This window comes from Rufibacter psychrotolerans, from assembly GCF_016924645.1.
GTDB classification, from domain to species: Bacteria; Bacteroidota; Bacteroidia; order Cytophagales; family Hymenobacteraceae; genus Nibribacter; species Nibribacter psychrotolerans.
In genome coordinates this window covers 129,936-148,065 of the sequence record NZ_JAFFJV010000009.1, presented here as the reverse complement: position 1 = coordinate 148,065, position 18,130 = coordinate 129,936, and the positions used below count along the sequence as shown (strand labels likewise).

Here is an 18,130-nt window from a genome sequence, read left to right as displayed (position 1 = left end):
AACACCTGACCGGGCTTTTCTGTGGAGTTGAGATGCCATGCTTCTGCAGACGCTCTGCAATTATAAAGGCTGGGCTGGAAAAAACGCGAACCAGGACCAGGTTCCTGGCTGCCTGACTGCTACGTGAGTCCTCGCCCCTACTGCACCACCAGTTTCTCCAGCTGCTTGCCTTTGTTGGTGTAAATCTCGGCCAGGTAAAGCCCGGGGGTCAAAGGGAGGCTGGGCAGGTGCCACTCCAGCGTGGGCGCGAATCTTTTTTCCAGCAGAATTCTTCCGTTCAGGTCACGCAGCACGAAGCCGGTGATTTGGCTTTTCTGCCCCAGCACCCGGATGCTGCCCGCCGTGGGGTTGGGATACAGGAGGGCCACCCTGGGCTTGGTTGCGCCCGCCTGCTCCAGGGGAACCGACTTGATGACGCCCGGGTCCCGCCAGGTAGTGAGGCCATAGGCAGGTTTGCCCCCGGCCAGGGTGAAATTACCGCCTATCCACAGCTGGTCTTCCACCCCCAGCATGCTGTGCGCAGATCCGTTGGCGCCGCTGCCCATGCTCTTCCAGTCGCCGGCCCGGTTCAGGTAGGCCATGCCGTTGACCCCGGTCAACGCTCCGGCATTCTGGAAAACGCCCCCCACAAACAGGAGCCCGTTGTGCCGGTACAAGGAAGTAACTACTGCCACGTTTCCGCCGCTGATGTTGCCCACTGATTCCCACTGGCCGTCGCCGGTTCCCTTTACCAGGGCGCCGGTGGTAACGCGGTTCACCTCGGTGAATCTGCCGCCCACATACAAGACATTGTCTTCCTGGGTGATGGAACGGATCACGTGGTCAAAGTGCCCTATGCTGCTCCACTGCTGCCCGTCCCACTTCGCCAGGTCAGACATCAAGGTTTGGTTGCCGGGCAGCCTTATTCCGCCGCCGGCGTACAGCTTTCCCTGGTGGTACAGCAGGCTATACACCATGCCGTCCAGGTCCAGCCCGGGCCCTAAAGAGCGCCACTGCTGGCCGTTCCACTGGGCTATGTTGGCAATGCTCACGTGCGTACCATCGGGGTTGCCCGCCGATTCCAGAAGGATGCCCGCCACGTAGAGGTGGGTGCCGTCTGTTTCCAGGTCTAACACTTCTGAGTTTTGGTAACCGCCCACCCCCTGGCCCAGGCCATGCCATTCGGAACCGTCCCAGCGGGCAACCAAATGGCTGGTGGTTTTATCCTGGTTAGGCAGGCCAAACCACCCGCCCACGTACAGATCGTTGCCAATGGTGACCATGTCGTTGATGTACCCGTTGCCCACCCCACTGCCCAAGGGCATCCAATGCCTCCCGTTCCAGCGGGCAATGTCCCGTACTTTGTCATGGCCTATCCTGCTGAAGGATCCCGCCACGTACAGGTCTCCTTTGTGCACCAGGATTTTTCTGATGTAGCCATCGGTTCCGAAAAACGGTTTGCCCGAGAAGGTTCGCCAGAGTATTTCTGAACCGGCGGTCTCTGGGGTAAAGGTGGCCCGCGCCATGCCGTACACCGCAGTGTCTCCCGCGTTGAGGTAAAAAGAACCATTCACCTCGCCCTTCACCAATCCGTTGGCGGTGACCGCCCCGCCAAAGGCCATGATTTCATTCGCCCGGATGACTAACTCACTCACCCCTCCCAAGCCTGTTCCAATGGGTTTGATGCCGTTTTCTTTGGTGTAGAGGGCTACGCTGTTGGCCTTTACCCCGTACGCCTCGTCAAACGCTCCCCCCAGGTAAATAGCTCCGTTTACCACCTTGATGGTGGCCACCTCCCCAGGGGCTCCTTCATACATGACCCCGGTTTTTCCGCCAGTCTGAAGCGGAGACCAGGTGTTGGTTGCGATGGAGTAGCGGGCTATGCCGTTGAGTGCAACGCCGTCTATGGTTCTGAAGGTGCCGCCCGCCAGAAGGGTGTTATCTGCTGCGCTTTCCAGCACCAACTCGTTGATGGATGAGTCTGGCCCGTCTGGGGTGGTGCCCAGCTGGTGCCATTCTCCGTTGTGCAGGTACGCTGCGCGCTTGATGGACTTACCGCCCGCGTGCAGAAAGCTACCGCCAATGAACACTTTTCCCTGGTGCACCAGCAGCGCAGACACACCGCCGTCTGCTCCCCCACCCACGCTGGCCCAGGTTGCCCCATCCCAGACGGCCAGGTTACTGGTGCCTTCTACCTCATCTACCTTGCTGAACGAACCGGCGATGTACAGCTTCTGGTTGGCCTCATCTGAGAAAAACTCGCCTACAAAACCGGAGTTCAGGCCGGGCCGGTGGGCACTGTTTCCAACCGGATGCCATTGGTCCCCGTCCCACCGGGCGATGCCGTACACTCTTACCCCTCCCGCCTCAGAGAAATTACCCCCTATGTACAGTTCGCCCCGGTGCCACACCAGGTCTGTGATAGGAAGATTGGTGCCGCTCCCAAGCGCATGCCACGTCTGCCCATCCCACATGGCAATGTTCCGGGCCACCGTATTCCCAATAGAAGTGAATTGCCCGATCACGTACAGCTTGCCCTCGGCCTCCAGCGCCTTCCTGATGTGCCCATCGGTCCCACTCAGGTTGAATCTGTCGCTCCAGAAAGCATCGCCCTCTACCCCGGCGTGTTGGGTACCGGTAACGGAGGGTTCCAAGTCCCGGGCCCCCAACGGCATCCGCTCGCCTTGGGGCACGGTGAACTCCAGCCCTTTTTGCAGGGAGGAGATTCCTGTTTTCTGACGTGGCGGTGGGCTTTTGAGCTTCCAGGCCTGCGCCTTTGCCGCACCTGCTGTAAGGAAAAGAAAGCCACCCACCATCAGCAGAGCGTAAAATGGCTTGCAGAAAATCTTTAGGGAAAATCTCATCTTGGTAGAAGCCCAAAGGCCAACTGTTAGATTGCTGTTTTTCCTATAGACAAGGCATTGCCGCTTTTCCCTAGCTACTTTTTAAAGAAAATCTAAAATGAAGGGTTCTTCCCGGCCCGAGTTCCCCTGCGGGAATACCTGCTCCCTCCATAAAGAAAGGCACAGCGCCAGCGAAACAGACAAACGCCCCCGTTTTAAGGCCTTTTTCCTGAAATTAGCCCCAAAACGCGCTGGGCCAGAAAACCAGAAAGCCCATTCCTTTGCAGGACTGGGCTTTCTGAATGAGAGTGGGAAAGGTTACAGGTTGTTTTCCTTCCGGATTACGCTGTGTTTCTTGCCATACATGAAGTAGATGGCAATACCAATGGCCATCCAGCCCAGGAGACGGTACCAGGTTTCGGCTGGCAGACCCGCCATCATGCCCAGGCAGACCAGGATACCCAAGATAGGCACCAACGGCACCAACGGGGTCTTGAACGGACGCGGACGGTTAGGCTCTTTCACACGCAGGTACCAAACGCCAGCACACACAATCACGAAGGCCAGCAAGGTTCCGATGGACACCAGGTGCCCCAGTTCGTCTACCGAGAAAGCACCCGCTACCACGGCGCAAACGGCCCCGGTTAAGATGGTGCTCACGTGCGGGGTTCTGAACTTAGGGTGCAAACGCCCGAAGATAGGAGGCAGCAAGCCGTCGTTGGCCATGGTAAAGAAAATACGCGGCTGCGACATGAGCATCACCAACATCACCGAAGAAAGACCGGCAATGGCACCTATCTTGATCAGGTCACGCAGGAAGGTGTAACCGGTTTTCTCAATCCCGATGGCGATGGGTTCGGCCACGTTCAGCTGGCTGTAGTGCACCATGGCGGTGAGGATACCAGACACCAGGATGTAGAGCACGGTACAAACCACCAGAGAACCCAGGATACCGATAGGCATGTCTTTCTGGGGGTTCTTGGCTTCCTGGGCGGTGGTGGAAACGGCGTCAAACCCAATGTAGGCGAAGAAGATCACCCCCGCAGCCCGGATTACCCCGCTCCAGCCGTACTCGCCAAAACCGCCTTTGTTCTCGGGCAGGAACGGCGTCCAGTTCGCAACGGCCTCGGCCTGGTGGCCAAACAGGTATTTGGCGCCGGCCAGGATGAACAGGATCACCACGCCCACTTTAATGATCACGGCAATGTTGTTGAACCGGGCAGACTCGCTCATGCCGCGCACCAACAGAATGGTTACCAAGGCAATGGCCACGGCGGCCACCAGGTTGAAGATACCAATGGCATGCGGCAGGGTAGTAATGTCTACCCCTTCAGCGGCCAGGGAAGTAGCCAGTTGCTCGGTCACGCGCACCCAGGAGTTGGTACCGGGCAGCTGCACCAGTTCCACGCCGCTGGCGTTGCTCCACTCCGGTGGTACATTCACGCCCAAGTCGCGCAGGAAAGAGACCACGTAGCCAGACCAGCCCACGGCCACGGTGGCCGCCCCGAAGAGATATTCCAGAATCAAATCCCAGCCAATGATCCAGGCCACAAACTCGCCCAGGGTGGCGTAGCCGTAGGTGTAAGCAGACCCGGCAATGGGGATCATAGAAGCGAACTCGGCGTAGCAAAGCCCCGCGAACGCGCAGCCTAAGCCGGCCAGGATAAACGCCAACACAATTGCTGGGCCGGTGTATTGAGCCGCCGCACTACCCGTGAGCACGAAGATACCGGTACCAATGATGGCCCCGACCCCCAGCGCGACCAGGTTAACCGGCCCCAGGGTTCGTTTCAGGTTGTGCGCCCCCTCACTGAAGGCGTCTGCGCTAAGCTTGTCAATTGACTTCCTAGCGAAAAGTTGGTTTGCCATAAATGCGTAAAAGTTAGGGAATAGTTTGTTTGTAGTTCGTTTGTAAAAGGCTTGAAGGGGCTAATATAAGTACTTTTCGCAAGAAGCCATGCAGCTACGCAGGTTTTAGGGGCGGCCGCGCGAACCATGAAAACCCGGCGGCCAACCGTTTTGAGCCCCTTTCTGGAAAAAGGCCCCCAAAACCCTACCACGTGAGGGCCACGCCCCCGTTGAGCACGCCATGGAACCCAAGCCCGAACTCGGCATAGCCCGCCACCCGCTTGCCGTACTGGAAGCCAATGGCGTTGAGGTGGAAAGCGGCCCGGTGAACGGTCTCGCTCCGGGGCTCCCTGTCTTCCTGCCAGCTGTCTATCTTCCTGAAGTGCCTCCCCAACGCCACCCCGCTGTACAGCTTCAGTTTGTGGGTGTGCAGCCAGTTGTACTGCACGATAGGCATCATGGCGTAGAACCTGGACTTTTCCTGGGCGATGACCTTGTCGTAGTCCAGGGCGGGCGCCGTAGGGTCTGGCTGGTCTGGTTGGAAGTGGCGCCCCTGCAGGGTAGCTTGGGTGTACGAGAGGGCCAGGCCCACCTCAAAATTAGGAGTAACGGCATAGCTGTAAGACGCCGCCAGGGGCCCAAACTCCCTGCCCCGGTTCCGGGTCCAGTCAATGCCGGTGAAAAGGCCCTTGAAGAACCCGTTGAATTCCCGCTGCACCGAGGCCACTCCGTAGCCCACCCTAACGGTATGGGAACGGGTCTGCGCCTGTGCGCCGGCACCCACCAGAAGGCATACTACAAAAATCCGGAAGAATGTAGCCATGGGGTTTTCAAGCAGTTTCCCCAGAAAAATAGCCAAATCCTGGTAAACCCCGGCATTCTGGGGCGGTTTTCAGAGAAATAGCCCCAGAAGAGAAAGAGGCCAGGCTACCCAATGGTTTACGCAGTGATTCTCTTATAATTTCAGAAAAACACCACCAATACCATAGCCGGCGTATCCAAATCCTAACTCAACAAATACTCCTCTAGTATTGCCTACTTTCGCCCCTAAAACGGTTACCTGGTAGGCCAATTCTTTTAATCTAATCGTTTCACTTAACTCTACACGGGCATTCTCTTTGATGGACTCTTCCCTGACATCTACCCCCATGAGCAAACTGGAGTAAACCTGGCCGTCTTTTTTGTCATACCATTTGTAAGATACCTCAGGCATCATGGCCCATGACGTTATTTGTTCCAGTCTGTATTCATGGCTGTAACCTGGGCTACGCGATACGTACACTTCCTTGATGTTTAGGTAAGAACAGGTCACTCCTATTTGCATCCGTTTAGACACGTCCAGAGAATACCCCACGTTGATGGCGCCAATAGACCGTATGCTTTCTCTTTCCCAAGGCGATCCCCATCCTCCTGTACTGTTTATCTTGCTGCTGATCTGGAGGACAGGATAAAAGCCATAACTCACGTCAAACGCATGTGGCCGTTCACGGGGCAGTTCCTGCGCCATCAGGGCTGTAGAGGCCATGGAGACAAAGACAACCGTAACAAAGAGAGAACACCTCATAGGGGAACATTGACTTGGCCTTATGGTAAGTAATGTACAATAAATTTTGGCAAAACCACGGCCCTCAGCATCAGGCTGGTGCCACAAGACTTCCCCAAGCAGGTCCAGATTTCCTCCCGAATATTTTAGGGCTTTTGTATCTTCGGGCATCAGAACTACAGCGAAGCGAGGGACAACGGCACGATGAGAGTACTACACACAGCAGACTGGCACCTGGGCCAGCGTTTGGCCAATCAGGAGCGCACCGAGGAGCACCGCCTTTTTCTGAAATGGCTCTGCCAGACCATCTGCGACGAGAAGATTGACCTGCTGCTCATTGCCGGCGACATCTTTGACACGGGCTTCCCCTCCAACACCGCCCTCAAGCTCTACTATGACTTCCTGCGCGAGGTAAAGGACACCTGCTGCCAGGAGGTGGTGGTCATTGGCGGCAACCATGACTCGGTTTCCACGCTCAACGCGCCCTCCGAGCTGCTCAGGCACTACATGGTGCACGTGGTGGGCGGCGCCCCCGCCGATTGCCAGGACCAGGTGATTGTGGTTACCTCTGAATCAGGCGAGCCCCGGGCCGTGGTGTGCGCCGTGCCGTTCCTTCGCGACAAAGACGTGCGCCTCTCGGTGCCCGGCGAGACCTCTGAGGAACGCGAAACCCGCCTGAAACAAGGCATCTGCGACCATTACGCCCAGTTGGTGCCCCACATTCTGGAATACAAACGCCAGGGCATACCGGTGCTGGCCACCGGGCACCTGTTTGCGGCCGGCAGCAGCGCCTCAGACAGCGAGAAAGAGATTCACGTGGGCAACCTGGGCCAGATTGCCGGCGACCAGTTCCCGGTGGAGTTTGACTACGTAGCCCTGGGCCACCTGCACCGCCCGCAAACCGTAAACCAGATGCCGCACATCCGCTACAGCGGCTCGCCCATTCCCTTGAGTTTCTCTGAGATCACCGACCGCAAGCAGGTGGTCATCCTGGAGTTTGAGCAGGGCAAGCTCACCCAAATTCTGGAGAAGCCGGTGCCGTGCTGGCGCAAGCTGGTGCGGTTCAAAGGCACTATTGACAAGGTGTTCCCCAAGATCATGGCCTATGACAACGGCGACCTGGCTTTTCCGGCCTGGGCCGAGGTACAGCTCCAGTACGAGCACAACCTGCACGACCACACCGCCAAACTGCACGAGGCCTTTGCGCTGCAGCCCAGCGTGCAGTTGCTCATCCACCGGCCGCTACGCACCATCACCCACCAGAGCCTGGACCAGCAGGTAGCCCCCGAACAGGACCTGGCCGACCTCAAACCCAAGGAGGTATTCCTGAAGAAATGCGAAGAAGCCCTGGGCGAAAACACCCCTGCGGAGCTGGTAGCTACCTTTGACGAACTGCTGGAACTCATGCCCCAGCAGGAAGACGCCTTGGTGAAAAGCGCCGCGGCGGTAAGCCTATAGCCCCATTTTAGACTTGTTTTACAGAAAAAAGCCCTAAAACAGCACCAAACGGCAAAGGCTATAGTTCCTTCTGCCAGACATCGGCGTACTCATAGGCGTGCCGCTGGAAGTGCCGTTTCACGAAGGGGCAATAGGTGAATACTTTGAGTTGGTGCTCACGGGCGTGGGCCACCATGGCGTCAATGAGGCGGGTGCCCAGGCCGCGGCCCTGCGCGCTTTCCAGCACCCCGGTATGGTACACAGACAAAATGCCCTGGTTGATGTCAACAATCATTTCGGCAATGCGCTGGCCGTTCTCCTCTAACGCGAAAGCGTCTTTGTCCTTGGGTTTGTATTGGATTGGGTTCATTTGTAGTCAATTGGTTATCTACTCGCCTCTACCCCACCAAAGCAAAGATACTTTATCTCCATGAAATAGTCCATGCCGTACTTGGAGCCCTCACGCCCGAAGCCGCTTTCCTTGATGCCGCCAAACGGGGCCAGTTCCGTGGAGATCAAGCCCTCGTTAATGCCCACCATGCCGTACTCCAGGGCCTCGGCCACGCGCCAGCAGCGGTTCACGTCTTTGCTGTAGAAATAGGCCGCCAGGCCATACTCGGTGTCATTAGCCATCCGGATGGCTTCCTCCTCGGTGGAGAACCTGAAAACAGGAGCCACCGGCCCGAAGACCTCTTCCCGCGCAATAAGCATCTGGGGCGTGGCACCGGCCAGCACAGTGGGCTGAAAGAACAGGCCTTCCTGGGGGGCTCCGCCGGTGGTTACCCGGGCCCCTTTCTCCACGGCGTCTTTGATGTGCTCCTGTACCTTGCCCAGGGCTTTCTGGTGAATGAGCGGCCCCACCTGCACGTCTTTCTCCAGCACATTACCGGTCTTGAGCCCCCGCACGGCTTGGGTGAATTTCTCCAGAAACGCCTCATAAACGCTGTCCTGCACCAAAATGCGGTTCACGCACACGCAGGTTTGCCCGTTGTGCCGGAACTTAGACACCAGCGCGCCCTGCACCGCCGCGTCCAGATCAGCATCTTCAAACACCAGGAAGGGCGCATTGCCGCCCAGCTCCAGCGACAGTTTCTTGAGCGTGGAAGCGCATTGCTCCATGAGCAGTTTGCCCACCGGGGTAGAGCCCGTGAAGGAGAGTTTACGAACGTGGGGGTTCTCGCAGAGTTCCTTGCCCACCTCGCTGCTGTTGGCCGAGGTCACGGTGTTGTACACGCCCTTCGGGAAACCCGCCTGCTCCGCCAAATACGCAATGGCCAAGCCGGTGAGCGGAGTCTCAGAGGGCACTTTCACCACCACCGGGCTGCCCGCCGCCAGGGCCGGGCCCACTTTGCGGGTGATCATGGCCAGGGGGAAGTTCCAGGGCGTGATGGCCGCCACCACGCCCACCGATTGCTTGATCACCACCAGGCGCCGGTCTTTGGTGTGCGCCGGAATCACGTCGCCATAGGTGCGTTTGGCTTCCTCACTGAACCACTCTATAAAGGAAGCGCCGTAATTCACCTCGCCCAGGCTTTCAGCCATAACCTTCCCCGATTCAATGGTCATGAGGTAGGCCAGGTCTTCTTTGTGGGCCAGGAGCAGGTCAAACCATTTCCTGAGCAGGGCCGCGCGTTCTTTGGCGGTCAGGTCGCGGTAGGCGGGCCAGGCGGCGTGGGCGGCGTCAATGGCCTGGCGCACGTCTTCGCGGCTCATGTCGGGCACGGTGCCAATGACCTGGCCGGTGGCCGGGTTGGTGACCTCAAAGGTTTTTCCGCCGGTAGCGTCTACCCACGCGCCGTTCACAAAGGCTTGGTGTCTGAGGAGGCTGGTCTGGTTCATGGTTTTCTGGGGGTTGAGGTGGGGCCCACGGTTCTGGTGAGCCAAACTCCTGGCTCCTGTCTTTGGGCCCGTTTTCTGGAAACCGGCCCAAAACAGGTGGTGCTCCCTGCCGTATACGCAGGTGCGGCAAAAGTTCTGGGGTAAAGGTAGGAAATCTGCTTGCATTGCAACCAGCCTAAGGCCTGCCGGGCAGAGCCTGTTTCGCAACGGGGTGCGCCACCTCTCCTGCTGGTTTATAGACGCGCTCTATCACGCCATAAGCATTATCAATTTGAAAGACAGTAACAAAGCCGGCACCTTTGAGTATATATAGGAGATAGGCCAGTGGCCCCGGAATTACTTTTTTTTCCGCTGGGCCGGCCCTACCGCTACCACCAGGAATCCAACGCCGGCAACGGCTGCAGTACGCGTACTACATTACTTTCATTCATCCTCAACCACAAACAAACTTTGTATGGTGAACGACAAAAACCAACCCACCAACGGCCAATCCCAGAACGGCAAAGGAGGCAACACCCTTACCACCCGCCAGGGACACCCGGTAACCGACAACCAGAACATCAGAACCGTAGGCAACCGGGGTCCGGCCACCATGGAGAACTACCACTTCATTGAGAAAATCTCCCATTTCGACCGCGAGCGGGTGCCGGAGCGCGTGGTGCACGCCCGCGGGGCCGGCGCGCACGGCGTGTTTGAGGCCTACGGAAAAGTTGGGGATGAACCCATTGCCAAGTACACCCGGGCCAAGCTGTTCCAGGAGAAAGGCAAGCAGACGCCGGTGTTTGTGCGCTTCTCCACCGTGGGGCACGGCGGCCACTCGCCCGAGACCCTGCGTGACCCGCGCGGTTTTGCGGTAAAATTCTACACCGAGGACGGCAACTGGGACCTGGTGGGCAACAACCTCAAGATCTTCTTCATCCGGGACGCCATGAAGTTCCCCGACCTGATCCACTCGCAGAAGCCAGACCCGGTGACCAACATCCAGAGCGGTGAGCGCATCTTTGACTTTATCGCCAACACCCCAGAATCTACCCACATGGCCACGTTCCTGTTCTCGCCGTGGGGCATTCCGGCCAACTACCGCCAGATGCAGGGTTCGGGCGTGAACACGTACAAGTGGGTGAACGCCGACGGCGAGGCCGTGCTGGTGAAATACCACTGGGAGCCCCTCAAACAGGGCATCCGGAACCTGACCCAGGCCGAGGCCGAGGCCATTCAGGCCAAGAACTTCAACCACGCCACCCAGGACCTGTTTGAGGCCATCAAGGAGGGCAACTTCCCTGAGTGGGAGCTGTGCGTGCAGATCATGAGCGATGACGAGCACCCCGAGCTGGACTTTGACCCGCTGGATGACACCAAACTGTGGCCCAAAGACCAGTTCCCGTTCCTGCCCGTGGGCAAGATGACCCTCAACCGCAACCCCGTGGACTACTTCAACGAGGTGGAACTCTCAGCGTTTGGCACCGGGGTGCTGGTAGACGGCCTTGACTTCTCAGACGACAAAATGCTGCAGGGCCGCACCTTCTCGTACTCAGACACCCAGCGCTACCGTGTGGGCGCCAACTACCTGCAACTGCCCATAAACGCGCCCAGAACGCACGTGGCCACCAACCAACGCGGCGGCCAGATGTCGTTCAAAACCGATTTTGCCGAAGGGCAGAACCCGCACGTGAACTACGAGCCTTCGTTCCTGGGCGGCTTGCAGGAAGCACCTAAAGCCGGCAAGGAGTACACGCCCCGCTATGAGGCCAACCTGGTACGCCAGAAAATTGACCGCACCAATGACTTCAAGCAGGCCGGCGAAACCTACCGCAACTTTGAGGACTGGGAGCGCGATGACCTCATCAACAACCTGGTGAACACCCTGGCCACCTGTGACAAGCGCATCCAGGACAAGATGATTGAGCACTTCACCTTAGCCGACGAAGACTACGGCCGCCGGGTAAGGGAAGGCCTGGCTAAAACCAGCAAGTCCATGGAGGACAAAGGCCCTATTGGTGCCACTTCGCCCAAAGAGGGCGTGGAAGACGCCAAAGCTAAGTCGCACTCCGCAGATCCTTATTAAGCAGTTTTTTCTTAAAATCTACCGGAAAGCCGCCTCCCCTGAGGCGGCTTTTTTTGTGGCAAATTTCAGAAAAACAGCCAGGAAACAGGTTCACCGCAGGTGGTATCAGTGTATCCTTTCTGGCGCAGCTTCAACCCCGCGCCGGGGTTTCCGTTCTCTTTAGCAGAACCAGTGTACCACCCTACCTTATGTTTTCAATCAAAGACAAACGCCTGCAATGGGGCCTGGGCCTGGCGGCGGCGGGAGCCCTGGGCGTTCTGCTTGACTCGTTTTTCCTGGAGAAATACTTCTTCGCCGTAAAGACCTTTGACCTGGGCAAGCCCACCGGCGGCAAAACCCTGCAACTGCTGCACCTCACCGACCTGCACCTGCAAAAGCGCCTGCACCCGCAGCACCGCAAACTGGCCGCCAAGATCAACCAACTGCAACCCGACCTGCTCCTTTTCAGCGGCGATACCCTGGATTCCAGCGGGCACGTGGCGGCGGTGGAGCAGTTTCTGGGGTTGATCGCCCCCCAGATCAGGAAAGTGGCCATTCCCGGCAACCACGATTACCTGGCCGCCGACCCGGTGGCGGAGCTGAAGGCAACGTTTGAACGACACAACGGCCACTTCCTGGTCAACCAATCCCAAGCCTTTACCCTGCGGGGCGTAAGGGTCATGGTCACGGGCCTGGATGACTTTGTGGAAAGCGAAGGCAACCTGGAGAAAGCGGTACAGAACGTGGGCCACGAACCTCACCACCTGCTCCTGCTCCACAGCCCGCTGCAGCAGGAAGAAACCAAGGCTGCCCTAACGAAGATCAACCAGCGCAGAGCCCCCGCCGAGCGGCTGAACATCCAATACATCTTTGCCGGGCACAACCATGGTGGTCAGATCAGGCTGCCGGGCTACGTACCGGTGCTGCCCAAGAAATCCGGCTCATACGTGCAGGGCTGGTACAACACGCAGGCACCGTTCCTGTACCTGTCGCGGGGTTTCGGCACGTCCAGAATCCCCTTCCGGTTCTTCGCCCGGGCCGAGATCACCTTGTTCCGGTACCACGTCTGAGGGGGCGGGCCGTTAGCTGTCTCGCGCTGGGGTCCAAGTCTGGACTGAGGGTTTCGGGGGTGTTTTCCAGAAAATAGGCCCGTCACCTTCCATCGCCCCGGACGGAAGGTGACGGGCCATGGCCCACGCGCTTTTCACAAGTATTTGCTTCCTTTGCGGAAGACTACCCGGGAGCGCTGGCTCCCATTCCTTCGTACCAGACTATGACTAGAGAAGACCTTACCGCCACCCACACCCGCATTGCGCCGTACATTCACCGCACGCCGGTGCTCACCTCCCGCCTCTTGAACCAGATCACGGGTGCCCAGGTGTTCTTCAAGTGCGAGAACTTCCAGCGGATGGGCGCTTTCAAGATGCGCGGGGCCGTGAATGCCGTGCTGCAGCTCTCCGATGCCCAGAAAGCCAAAGGGGTGGTGACGCACTCGTCCGGCAACTTCGCGCAGGCCCTGGCTCTGGCGGCGCAGAGCGTGGGCGTGAAGGCCTACATTGTCATGCCCCAGAACGCCCCGCAGGTGAAGAAAGACGCCGTGCGTGGGTACGGCGGCGAGATCATTGAGTGTGCCTCCACCCCCATTGCGCGGGAAGAGGTTGCCGCCCAGGTGGAGCAGGAAAAAGGCGCCTACTTCATTCACCCGTCCAACGACCGCGCGGTGATCCTGGGGCAGGGCACCGCCGCCCTGGAACTGCTGGAAGACCACCCCGACCTGGCCTACCTCTTTTCGCCCGTGGGCGGCGGTGGGCTGATTGCCGGCACCGCGCTGGCCGCCCACTTCTTTGGGCAAGGTTGTAAAGTGATTGGGGGCGAGCCCTTCGCCGCCGATGATGCGTATCGCTCGCTGCAAAGCGGGGTCATTGAGTCAAACCTGAGCACCAACACCGTGGCCGATGGTCTCCGGACCCAGCTGGGCGACCTTAACTTCCCCATCATCCGGGAGCACGTGGCAAAGATCATCCGGGTGGAGGAAACCGAGATCATCGGCGCCATGCGCCTGGTCTGGGAACGCATGAAACTGGTGGTGGAACCTTCCAGCGCCGTGGCCCTGGCCGCCCTGCTCCGGGAAAAAGAAGCCTATGCGGGGCAGAAGGTGGGCGTCATCCTATCAGGGGGCAACGTGGATCTGGGCCAGCTGCCGTTTTAGGCCCGTTTCCACTAAAATAAGCCCGAATCGGAACGCAAATGGGCGCCTGGTTTTCTACACCACAGCCACTGAGGCCCAGGGCATTCGCCTTTGGTGGTGCATTGCCCCAGAACGGGGGCATATCTTACCGGCGTTCTTCCCGTATCTTTAGGGTACTACCCTATTTTCTGAACTACTAACCATAAAACTATGATAGAAACCAAAGGCTACGCCGCGTTTGACCCTAACTCACCACTGGCCCCCTTCAACTTTCAGCGCCGCGACGTGGGTCCGCACGACGTGTTGATTGAAATCCTCTTCTGCGGGGTTTGCCACTCAGACCTGCACACCGCCAAAGGCGAATGGGGCGGCGCCATGTACCCAGTGGTGCCCGGCCACGAGATTGTGGGCCGCATTGTGCGCGTGGGCGACCACGTGAAGAACTTCCAGGTGGGCCAGATGGCCGGTGTGGGCTGCATGGTAGACTCTTGCCGCACCTGCTCCAGCTGCCAGGAAGGCCTGGAGCAGTACTGCGAGAAAGGCTTTGTGGGCACCTACAACAGCCCCGAAGCCGGCCTGGACACGCCCACCTACGGCGGTTACTCCAACCAGATTGTGGTGGCCGAGGAATATGTGCTGCGCATCCAGGAAAACCAGGACCTGGCCCGCGTGGCCCCGCTGCTGTGCGCCGGCATTACCACCTTCTCGCCCCTGCGGCACTGGAACGTGGGCCAGGGCCACAAGGTAGGCGTGGTGGGCCTGGGCGGTCTGGGCCACATGGCCGTGAAACTGGCGGCCTCCATGGGTGCCGAGGTTACCGTACTTAGCACCTCGCCCAACAAAGAGGCCGATGCGCAGGCCTTGGGCGCCCACAAGTTTGTGGTGACCAAAGACCAGGCGGCCCTGAAGCAGGTGCGCGGGTACTTTGACTTTATCATCAACACCGTGTCGGCGAAGGTGAGCCTGGATATGTACGCCGGCCTGCTCAAGCGCGACGGCACCATGATCCTGCTGGGCGTTCCGCCCGAGGCCCCCGAGCTGCACGCCGGTACCCTTATCTTCGGGCGCCGCCGCATTGCCGGCTCCCTCATCGGCGGCATTGCCGAGACCCAGGAAATGCTGGACTACTGCGCCCAGCACAACATCCTCTCAGACATTGAGGTGATCAACATCAACCAGATCAACACCGCCTATGACCGCATGCTGGCCGGCGACGTGAAATACCGGTTTGTGATTGACATGAGCAGCCTGGAGAACACCAGCGTCTAACTTTTGGGCACTTCATACAAACAGCAAGGCCAACTCCTGGTAGGAGTTGGCCTTGCTGTTTAGGGGCTATTTTCCCTAAAGCTGCTCTAAAACCCACTTAGTGCACAGTGAGCACCTGAATGGCGTTGTTGGTTTTGGCGGTGAGGGCCACCTTTGAATCATCTTTGGAGATAGAGGCCCTGGCCCCCGGCCCCGACTTAAGCACGGCCGTGTTGGTGCCTTTCTCCAGGTCAAAGATCTTGTTGGAGTTTGCCGCCCGCGAGTAATACAGCAGCTTGTTGCTGGTGTTGAAGAACGTGAGCCCGGTGGCCTGGTCGGCGGAGCCGTTTTTCTTCACCGCTTTCACCAGCTTCAGATTTTTGGTGCTGTAGATGCGCACAATCTCAGCGGTCTTGTCAAAGCCCACCGCCAGGTAGGCGTTGTCTGGCGACACGGCCAGGTCCTGGGGGGTGCCGTAGTTGGTGTTGAACATCTGAATCAGTTCCCCGTCTTTGGCCGAGATGATGTACACCCGGCTGGAGAACCAGGCGTAGAACCGGTCGCCGGTGCTGCTGAACACAATGCGGGAATCATGGGCGGCCACCCGGGGCTTGCCCACCTGCTCCCAGGTATCGGTGTTGTAGAGCCTGATCTCGTTGTTCTGCAGGAGGGCCACCATGCGGTTGCCGGCCAGGGCCAGTTCCTTTACCGGCGCGGGCAACCCGCCAATGCTTTTCACCTCGGCCAGGCCAATGGTCTGGAAAATCCGGATGGTCTTGTCCTCGCCCCCGGTCACCACGTAGCGGCCGTCGGTGGAGTAGGTGCAGGCCAAGGCGGGGCCCTTGTGCACCTGCTTGAAATCTACGGGGTACGACTGCCCCACGTCCCAGAGGTAGAGCATGCCCTGGTTGCCCACGGAAACCAGCTGGTTGCCTTCCGGCGAGAACGCCACATCTTGGAACTTCAGGTCCTCCTCATGCTTCAGCAAGGTAAGCGCTTTAAACCTGGTCTGGCTGAACGATAAACTACTGGCCAGCACCAGGTTAGCCAACAGAAACAATCCTTTCCTATTTATCATTGATACTTAATTTATATAATTAATGATATTATAAAGTATATTTTCAGCACTAATATAAAAATACTAATCTAAAACATACTTAATACCATATTATTTCTACTTGAATAGGGCAAATGCAGTATAAGTACGCACAGCATACCCCCGTTACGGCCAGACCAGTTCTGAGTTATCTCCAATGTTGACCCTTGCAGCACGGCACACGTACCCCCTCAGAATAACTAGTTGGGCTTTCCCTTAGAAGTTGAGCATGGCGGCATAGACCCCGCGCACTACTTCCACCATTTTATCGAAGTCCAGCTTGTCAATGGTGTCGGTGCGCTGGTGGTAGTGCGGGTTGCGCAGGAAAGACGTATCATTGATCATGACGGCCTGGTAGCCTTGCGCCCAGTAGTTGCGGTGGTCTGAGAGCGACACGCCCGGCAGGCCCTGCGGGGCGGCAATGGACTGCACGTCAATGCGGGAGTGCTCCTGCATGAACTGCTGCACCCGTTTCACGGTGCGCTCCTGCCCGGCCTGGCCCACCACCACAATAAAATTCCCGGTGCTGGGGTACAGCTTCCGGAGCGACTCATGCGGAAACTCCTGCGAGTTGGGCTTGTCAGTAAAATACCCGATCATCTCCAGGCAGATCATCAGCTTTACGTCTACCTTGTCCCGCTTCAGGGACCGGGCATGCACCGCGCTGCCCATCTTTTCGGTGGCAAAATACGGCGGCTCCTCAAAGTTGAAGGCCACAAAATCCAGCCGGTGCTTTGCCTCCGGCGCTTCTTCGTGCACCACCCGGGCCAGCTCCAGCAAACCCGCCACGGCGCTGGCGTTGTCGTCGGCACCGGGGGTATCGTCGCAGACATCGTAGTGGGCGCCAATGATCACCCGTTCGCCCTGCTCGGGTCCGTAGGAAAGAATGAGGTTGTGGAAGCCCTGGTGCAGGGCCTGCTTGCTCACCCGGCCGCTCAGCTTGCAGAACTCGGCCTCTATGTAAGCCTCCGCCTTGCGCAGGGACTCAGGGTACCCAATGCTGCGGGGCGGGTTCAGGGAGGTGAGGAATTGGACATCGGCGTAGAGGCGGTCGCGTTGTACGGGCATGGCAGACAGGGTTGGTGCTTGTACCTATGTACTGTTTAAGGGTGCGGGAGTTGCTGAAGCCCCGCTAGAATTAATACGGTTTCTGGCCTGCGTTTCCACGGCATTTGCGGCAAAGGGCCCTGGCGGGCTTAACCTGACTGGTTGCGCCCCGTACCCAAGGCACCTAACGTATACTGCCATGAAAAAAACCTGCCTGATCTTCCTGCTTGGCTTGTTCCAACTGGGGGCGTTTGCCCAGGAAGCCGACCCCGAATTTGAAACCGACAGACCCACCCGGTCTGAGGCGTCCAGCGTAGTTCCCCGGGGGTATTACCAACTGGAAACCGGCTTCCAGTACCAGAAAAGAAAAGCTGGGGGTCTGGAGAAGAAGCAGTGGCTGTACCCGCAGGCCCTGCTCAGGATTGGGGTGTTGCAAGGGGCCGAACTGAGGGTGGAAGGAACGTACCGCCGCGAGGAGTACCGCCGGGCCGAGGCGCTCCAGCAGCAAAACAAAGGCCTGAGCACCGTGCGGGTGGGCACCAAGGTACGCGTGGTGGAGGCCAGGGGCGCCGTGCCGGAGGTGGCCGTGCTGGGCATGCTGGAGCTCCCCTGGGCGAAGGATAGCTTTGAGCCCCGCCACGTTGCCCCCGCCGCCAAACTCCTGTTCACCAGCAAGCTCACCGACAAACTGAAGGTGCAGTACAACGCCGGGTTCAGGCGGCAGCAGGAAGAAGGCGAAATGGAAAACCAGCTCCAGTACGCGGTTTCCCTTAACGGCAAGCTCACTGACCAACTCACAGTGTTTGCGGAGTTCTTTGGGGACAAGCCCAAAGGCAGCCCCGCCGAAAACCAACTGGACGCAGGCTTGGAATGGCGCGTGTTGCCCAATCTGCAATTAGATGCCATTGTAGGTACCGGCGTTTCTTCCCAGGCACCGGAGCTGTTTGTGGGCGGCGGGGTGAGCGTACGCCTGCCCCGGTAAACCACCCATTCCCAGCGTGATTATTCCTGAACAACG

The 18,130-nt window shown here is 58.5% G+C and carries 14 protein-coding genes; 6 read left to right on the top strand and 8 right to left on the bottom strand.

Translation table 11 applies throughout. The annotated features are described in order from the left end of the window. Nucleotides 1-137 precede the first annotated feature (137 nt). The 4 genes from JT718_RS09715 to JT718_RS09700 all read right to left on the bottom strand — a co-directional run bounded on the left by JT718_RS09715 (nucleotide 138) and on the right by JT718_RS09700 (nucleotide 6,384). Nucleotides 138-2,843: a T9SS type A sorting domain-containing protein gene (locus JT718_RS09715; protein WP_205502153.1), complete on the bottom strand. Its 2,706-nt coding sequence runs from the start codon at nucleotides 2,841-2,843 to the stop codon at nucleotides 138-140. Nucleotides 2,844-3,140: 297 nt separating this feature from the next. Beyond that, nucleotides 3,141-4,691, bottom strand: coding sequence for an amino acid permease (locus JT718_RS09710; RefSeq protein ID WP_205502151.1), 1,551 nt, complete (start codon nucleotides 4,689-4,691; stop codon nucleotides 3,141-3,143). A 184-nt stretch (nucleotides 4,692-4,875) separates the two neighbouring features. After that, nucleotides 4,876-5,493 (bottom strand): hypothetical protein, encoded by a 618-nt coding sequence (locus JT718_RS09705; RefSeq protein ID WP_205502150.1) that lies wholly within the window; start codon nucleotides 5,491-5,493, stop codon nucleotides 4,876-4,878. Nucleotides 5,494-5,625: 132 nt separating this feature from the next. Then, nucleotides 5,626-6,384, bottom strand: a complete 759-nt coding sequence (locus JT718_RS09700) for a hypothetical protein (protein WP_205502148.1) — start codon at nucleotides 6,382-6,384, stop codon at nucleotides 5,626-5,628. A 33-nt stretch (nucleotides 6,385-6,417) separates the two neighbouring features. Between JT718_RS09700 and JT718_RS09695 the strand changes: the two genes are divergently transcribed. Then, complete coding sequence (locus JT718_RS09695) at nucleotides 6,418-7,671, top strand: exonuclease SbcCD subunit D C-terminal domain-containing protein (protein WP_205502147.1); 1,254 nt, start codon at nucleotides 6,418-6,420, stop codon at nucleotides 7,669-7,671. Nucleotides 7,672-7,729: 58 nt separating this feature from the next. Here JT718_RS09695 and JT718_RS09690 read toward each other — a convergent pair whose 3' ends face one another. Both JT718_RS09690 and JT718_RS09685 read right to left on the bottom strand, forming a co-directional pair. Continuing rightward, complete coding sequence (locus JT718_RS09690; protein ID WP_205502145.1) at nucleotides 7,730-8,020, bottom strand: GNAT family N-acetyltransferase; 291 nt, start codon at nucleotides 8,018-8,020, stop codon at nucleotides 7,730-7,732. Nucleotides 8,021-8,034: 14 nt separating this feature from the next. Then, nucleotides 8,035-9,489: an NAD-dependent succinate-semialdehyde dehydrogenase gene (locus JT718_RS09685; RefSeq protein WP_205502143.1), complete on the bottom strand. Its 1,455-nt coding sequence runs from the start codon at nucleotides 9,487-9,489 to the stop codon at nucleotides 8,035-8,037. A 454-nt stretch (nucleotides 9,490-9,943) separates the two neighbouring features. Between JT718_RS09685 and JT718_RS09680 the strand changes: the two genes are divergently transcribed. The 4 genes from JT718_RS09680 (at nucleotide 9,944) to JT718_RS09665 (ending at nucleotide 14,990) form a co-directional block, all read left to right on the top strand. Beyond that, complete coding sequence (locus tag JT718_RS09680; protein ID WP_205502141.1) at nucleotides 9,944-11,554, top strand: catalase; 1,611 nt, start codon at nucleotides 9,944-9,946, stop codon at nucleotides 11,552-11,554. Between the two features lie 188 nt (nucleotides 11,555-11,742). After that, nucleotides 11,743-12,603, top strand: a complete 861-nt coding sequence (locus JT718_RS09675; RefSeq protein WP_205502140.1) for a metallophosphoesterase — start codon at nucleotides 11,743-11,745, stop codon at nucleotides 12,601-12,603. A 203-nt stretch (nucleotides 12,604-12,806) separates the two neighbouring features. Then, a complete protein-coding gene (locus tag JT718_RS09670; RefSeq protein ID WP_205502138.1) occupies nucleotides 12,807-13,742 on the top strand; it encodes a pyridoxal-phosphate dependent enzyme in 936 nt (311 codons plus the stop codon). Nucleotides 13,743-13,931: 189 nt separating this feature from the next. Beyond that, complete coding sequence (locus JT718_RS09665; RefSeq protein ID WP_205502135.1) at nucleotides 13,932-14,990, top strand: NAD(P)-dependent alcohol dehydrogenase; 1,059 nt, start codon at nucleotides 13,932-13,934, stop codon at nucleotides 14,988-14,990. Nucleotides 14,991-15,087: 97 nt separating this feature from the next. Here the strand turns inward: JT718_RS09665 and JT718_RS09660 are convergent, their stop codons facing one another. Continuing rightward, nucleotides 15,088-16,047, bottom strand: coding sequence for a WD40 repeat domain-containing protein (locus tag JT718_RS09660; RefSeq protein ID WP_205502133.1), 960 nt, complete (start codon nucleotides 16,045-16,047; stop codon nucleotides 15,088-15,090). A gap of 234 nt (nucleotides 16,048-16,281) precedes the next feature. After that, on the bottom strand, nucleotides 16,282-17,133 hold the full coding sequence (locus JT718_RS09655; RefSeq protein WP_205502131.1) for a M28 family peptidase: 852 nt from the start codon (nucleotides 17,131-17,133) through the stop codon (nucleotides 16,282-16,284). A 178-nt stretch (nucleotides 17,134-17,311) separates the two neighbouring features. On the opposite strand from JT718_RS09655, the gene JT718_RS09650 reads away from it, so the two are divergent. Then, complete coding sequence (locus JT718_RS09650; protein ID WP_205502130.1) at nucleotides 17,312-18,094, top strand: transporter; 783 nt, start codon at nucleotides 17,312-17,314, stop codon at nucleotides 18,092-18,094. Nucleotides 18,095-18,130 lie beyond the last annotated feature (36 nt).

Bases quoted from the DNA above. Each gene is read 5' to 3' on its own strand.
- JT718_RS09715 (WP_205502153.1), bottom strand. From the start codon at position 2,843: ATGAGATTTTCCCTAAAGATTTTCTGCAAGCCATTTTACGCTCTGCTG.
- JT718_RS09710 (WP_205502151.1), bottom strand. From the start codon at position 4,691: ATGGCAAACCAACTTTTCGCTAGGAAGTCAATTGACAAGCTTAGCGCA.
- JT718_RS09705 (WP_205502150.1), bottom strand. From the start codon at position 5,493: ATGGCTACATTCTTCCGGATTTTTGTAGTATGCCTTCTGGTGGGTGCC.
- JT718_RS09700 (WP_205502148.1), bottom strand. From the start codon at position 6,384: ATGCCCGAAGATACAAAAGCCCTAAAATATTCGGGAGGAAATCTGGAC.
- JT718_RS09695 (WP_205502147.1), top strand. From the start codon at position 6,418: ATGAGAGTACTACACACAGCAGACTGGCACCTGGGCCAGCGTTTGGCC.
- JT718_RS09690 (WP_205502145.1), bottom strand. From the start codon at position 8,020: ATGAACCCAATCCAATACAAACCCAAGGACAAAGACGCTTTCGCGTTA.
- JT718_RS09685 (WP_205502143.1), bottom strand. From the start codon at position 9,489: ATGAACCAGACCAGCCTCCTCAGACACCAAGCCTTTGTGAACGGCGCG.
- JT718_RS09680 (WP_205502141.1), top strand. From the start codon at position 9,944: ATGGTGAACGACAAAAACCAACCCACCAACGGCCAATCCCAGAACGGC.
- JT718_RS09675 (WP_205502140.1), top strand. From the start codon at position 11,743: ATGTTTTCAATCAAAGACAAACGCCTGCAATGGGGCCTGGGCCTGGCG.
- JT718_RS09670 (WP_205502138.1), top strand. From the start codon at position 12,807: ATGACTAGAGAAGACCTTACCGCCACCCACACCCGCATTGCGCCGTAC.
- JT718_RS09665 (WP_205502135.1), top strand. From the start codon at position 13,932: ATGATAGAAACCAAAGGCTACGCCGCGTTTGACCCTAACTCACCACTG.
- JT718_RS09660 (WP_205502133.1), bottom strand. From the start codon at position 16,047: ATGATAAATAGGAAAGGATTGTTTCTGTTGGCTAACCTGGTGCTGGCC.
- JT718_RS09655 (WP_205502131.1), bottom strand. From the start codon at position 17,133: ATGCCCGTACAACGCGACCGCCTCTACGCCGATGTCCAATTCCTCACC.
- JT718_RS09650 (WP_205502130.1), top strand. From the start codon at position 17,312: ATGAAAAAAACCTGCCTGATCTTCCTGCTTGGCTTGTTCCAACTGGGG.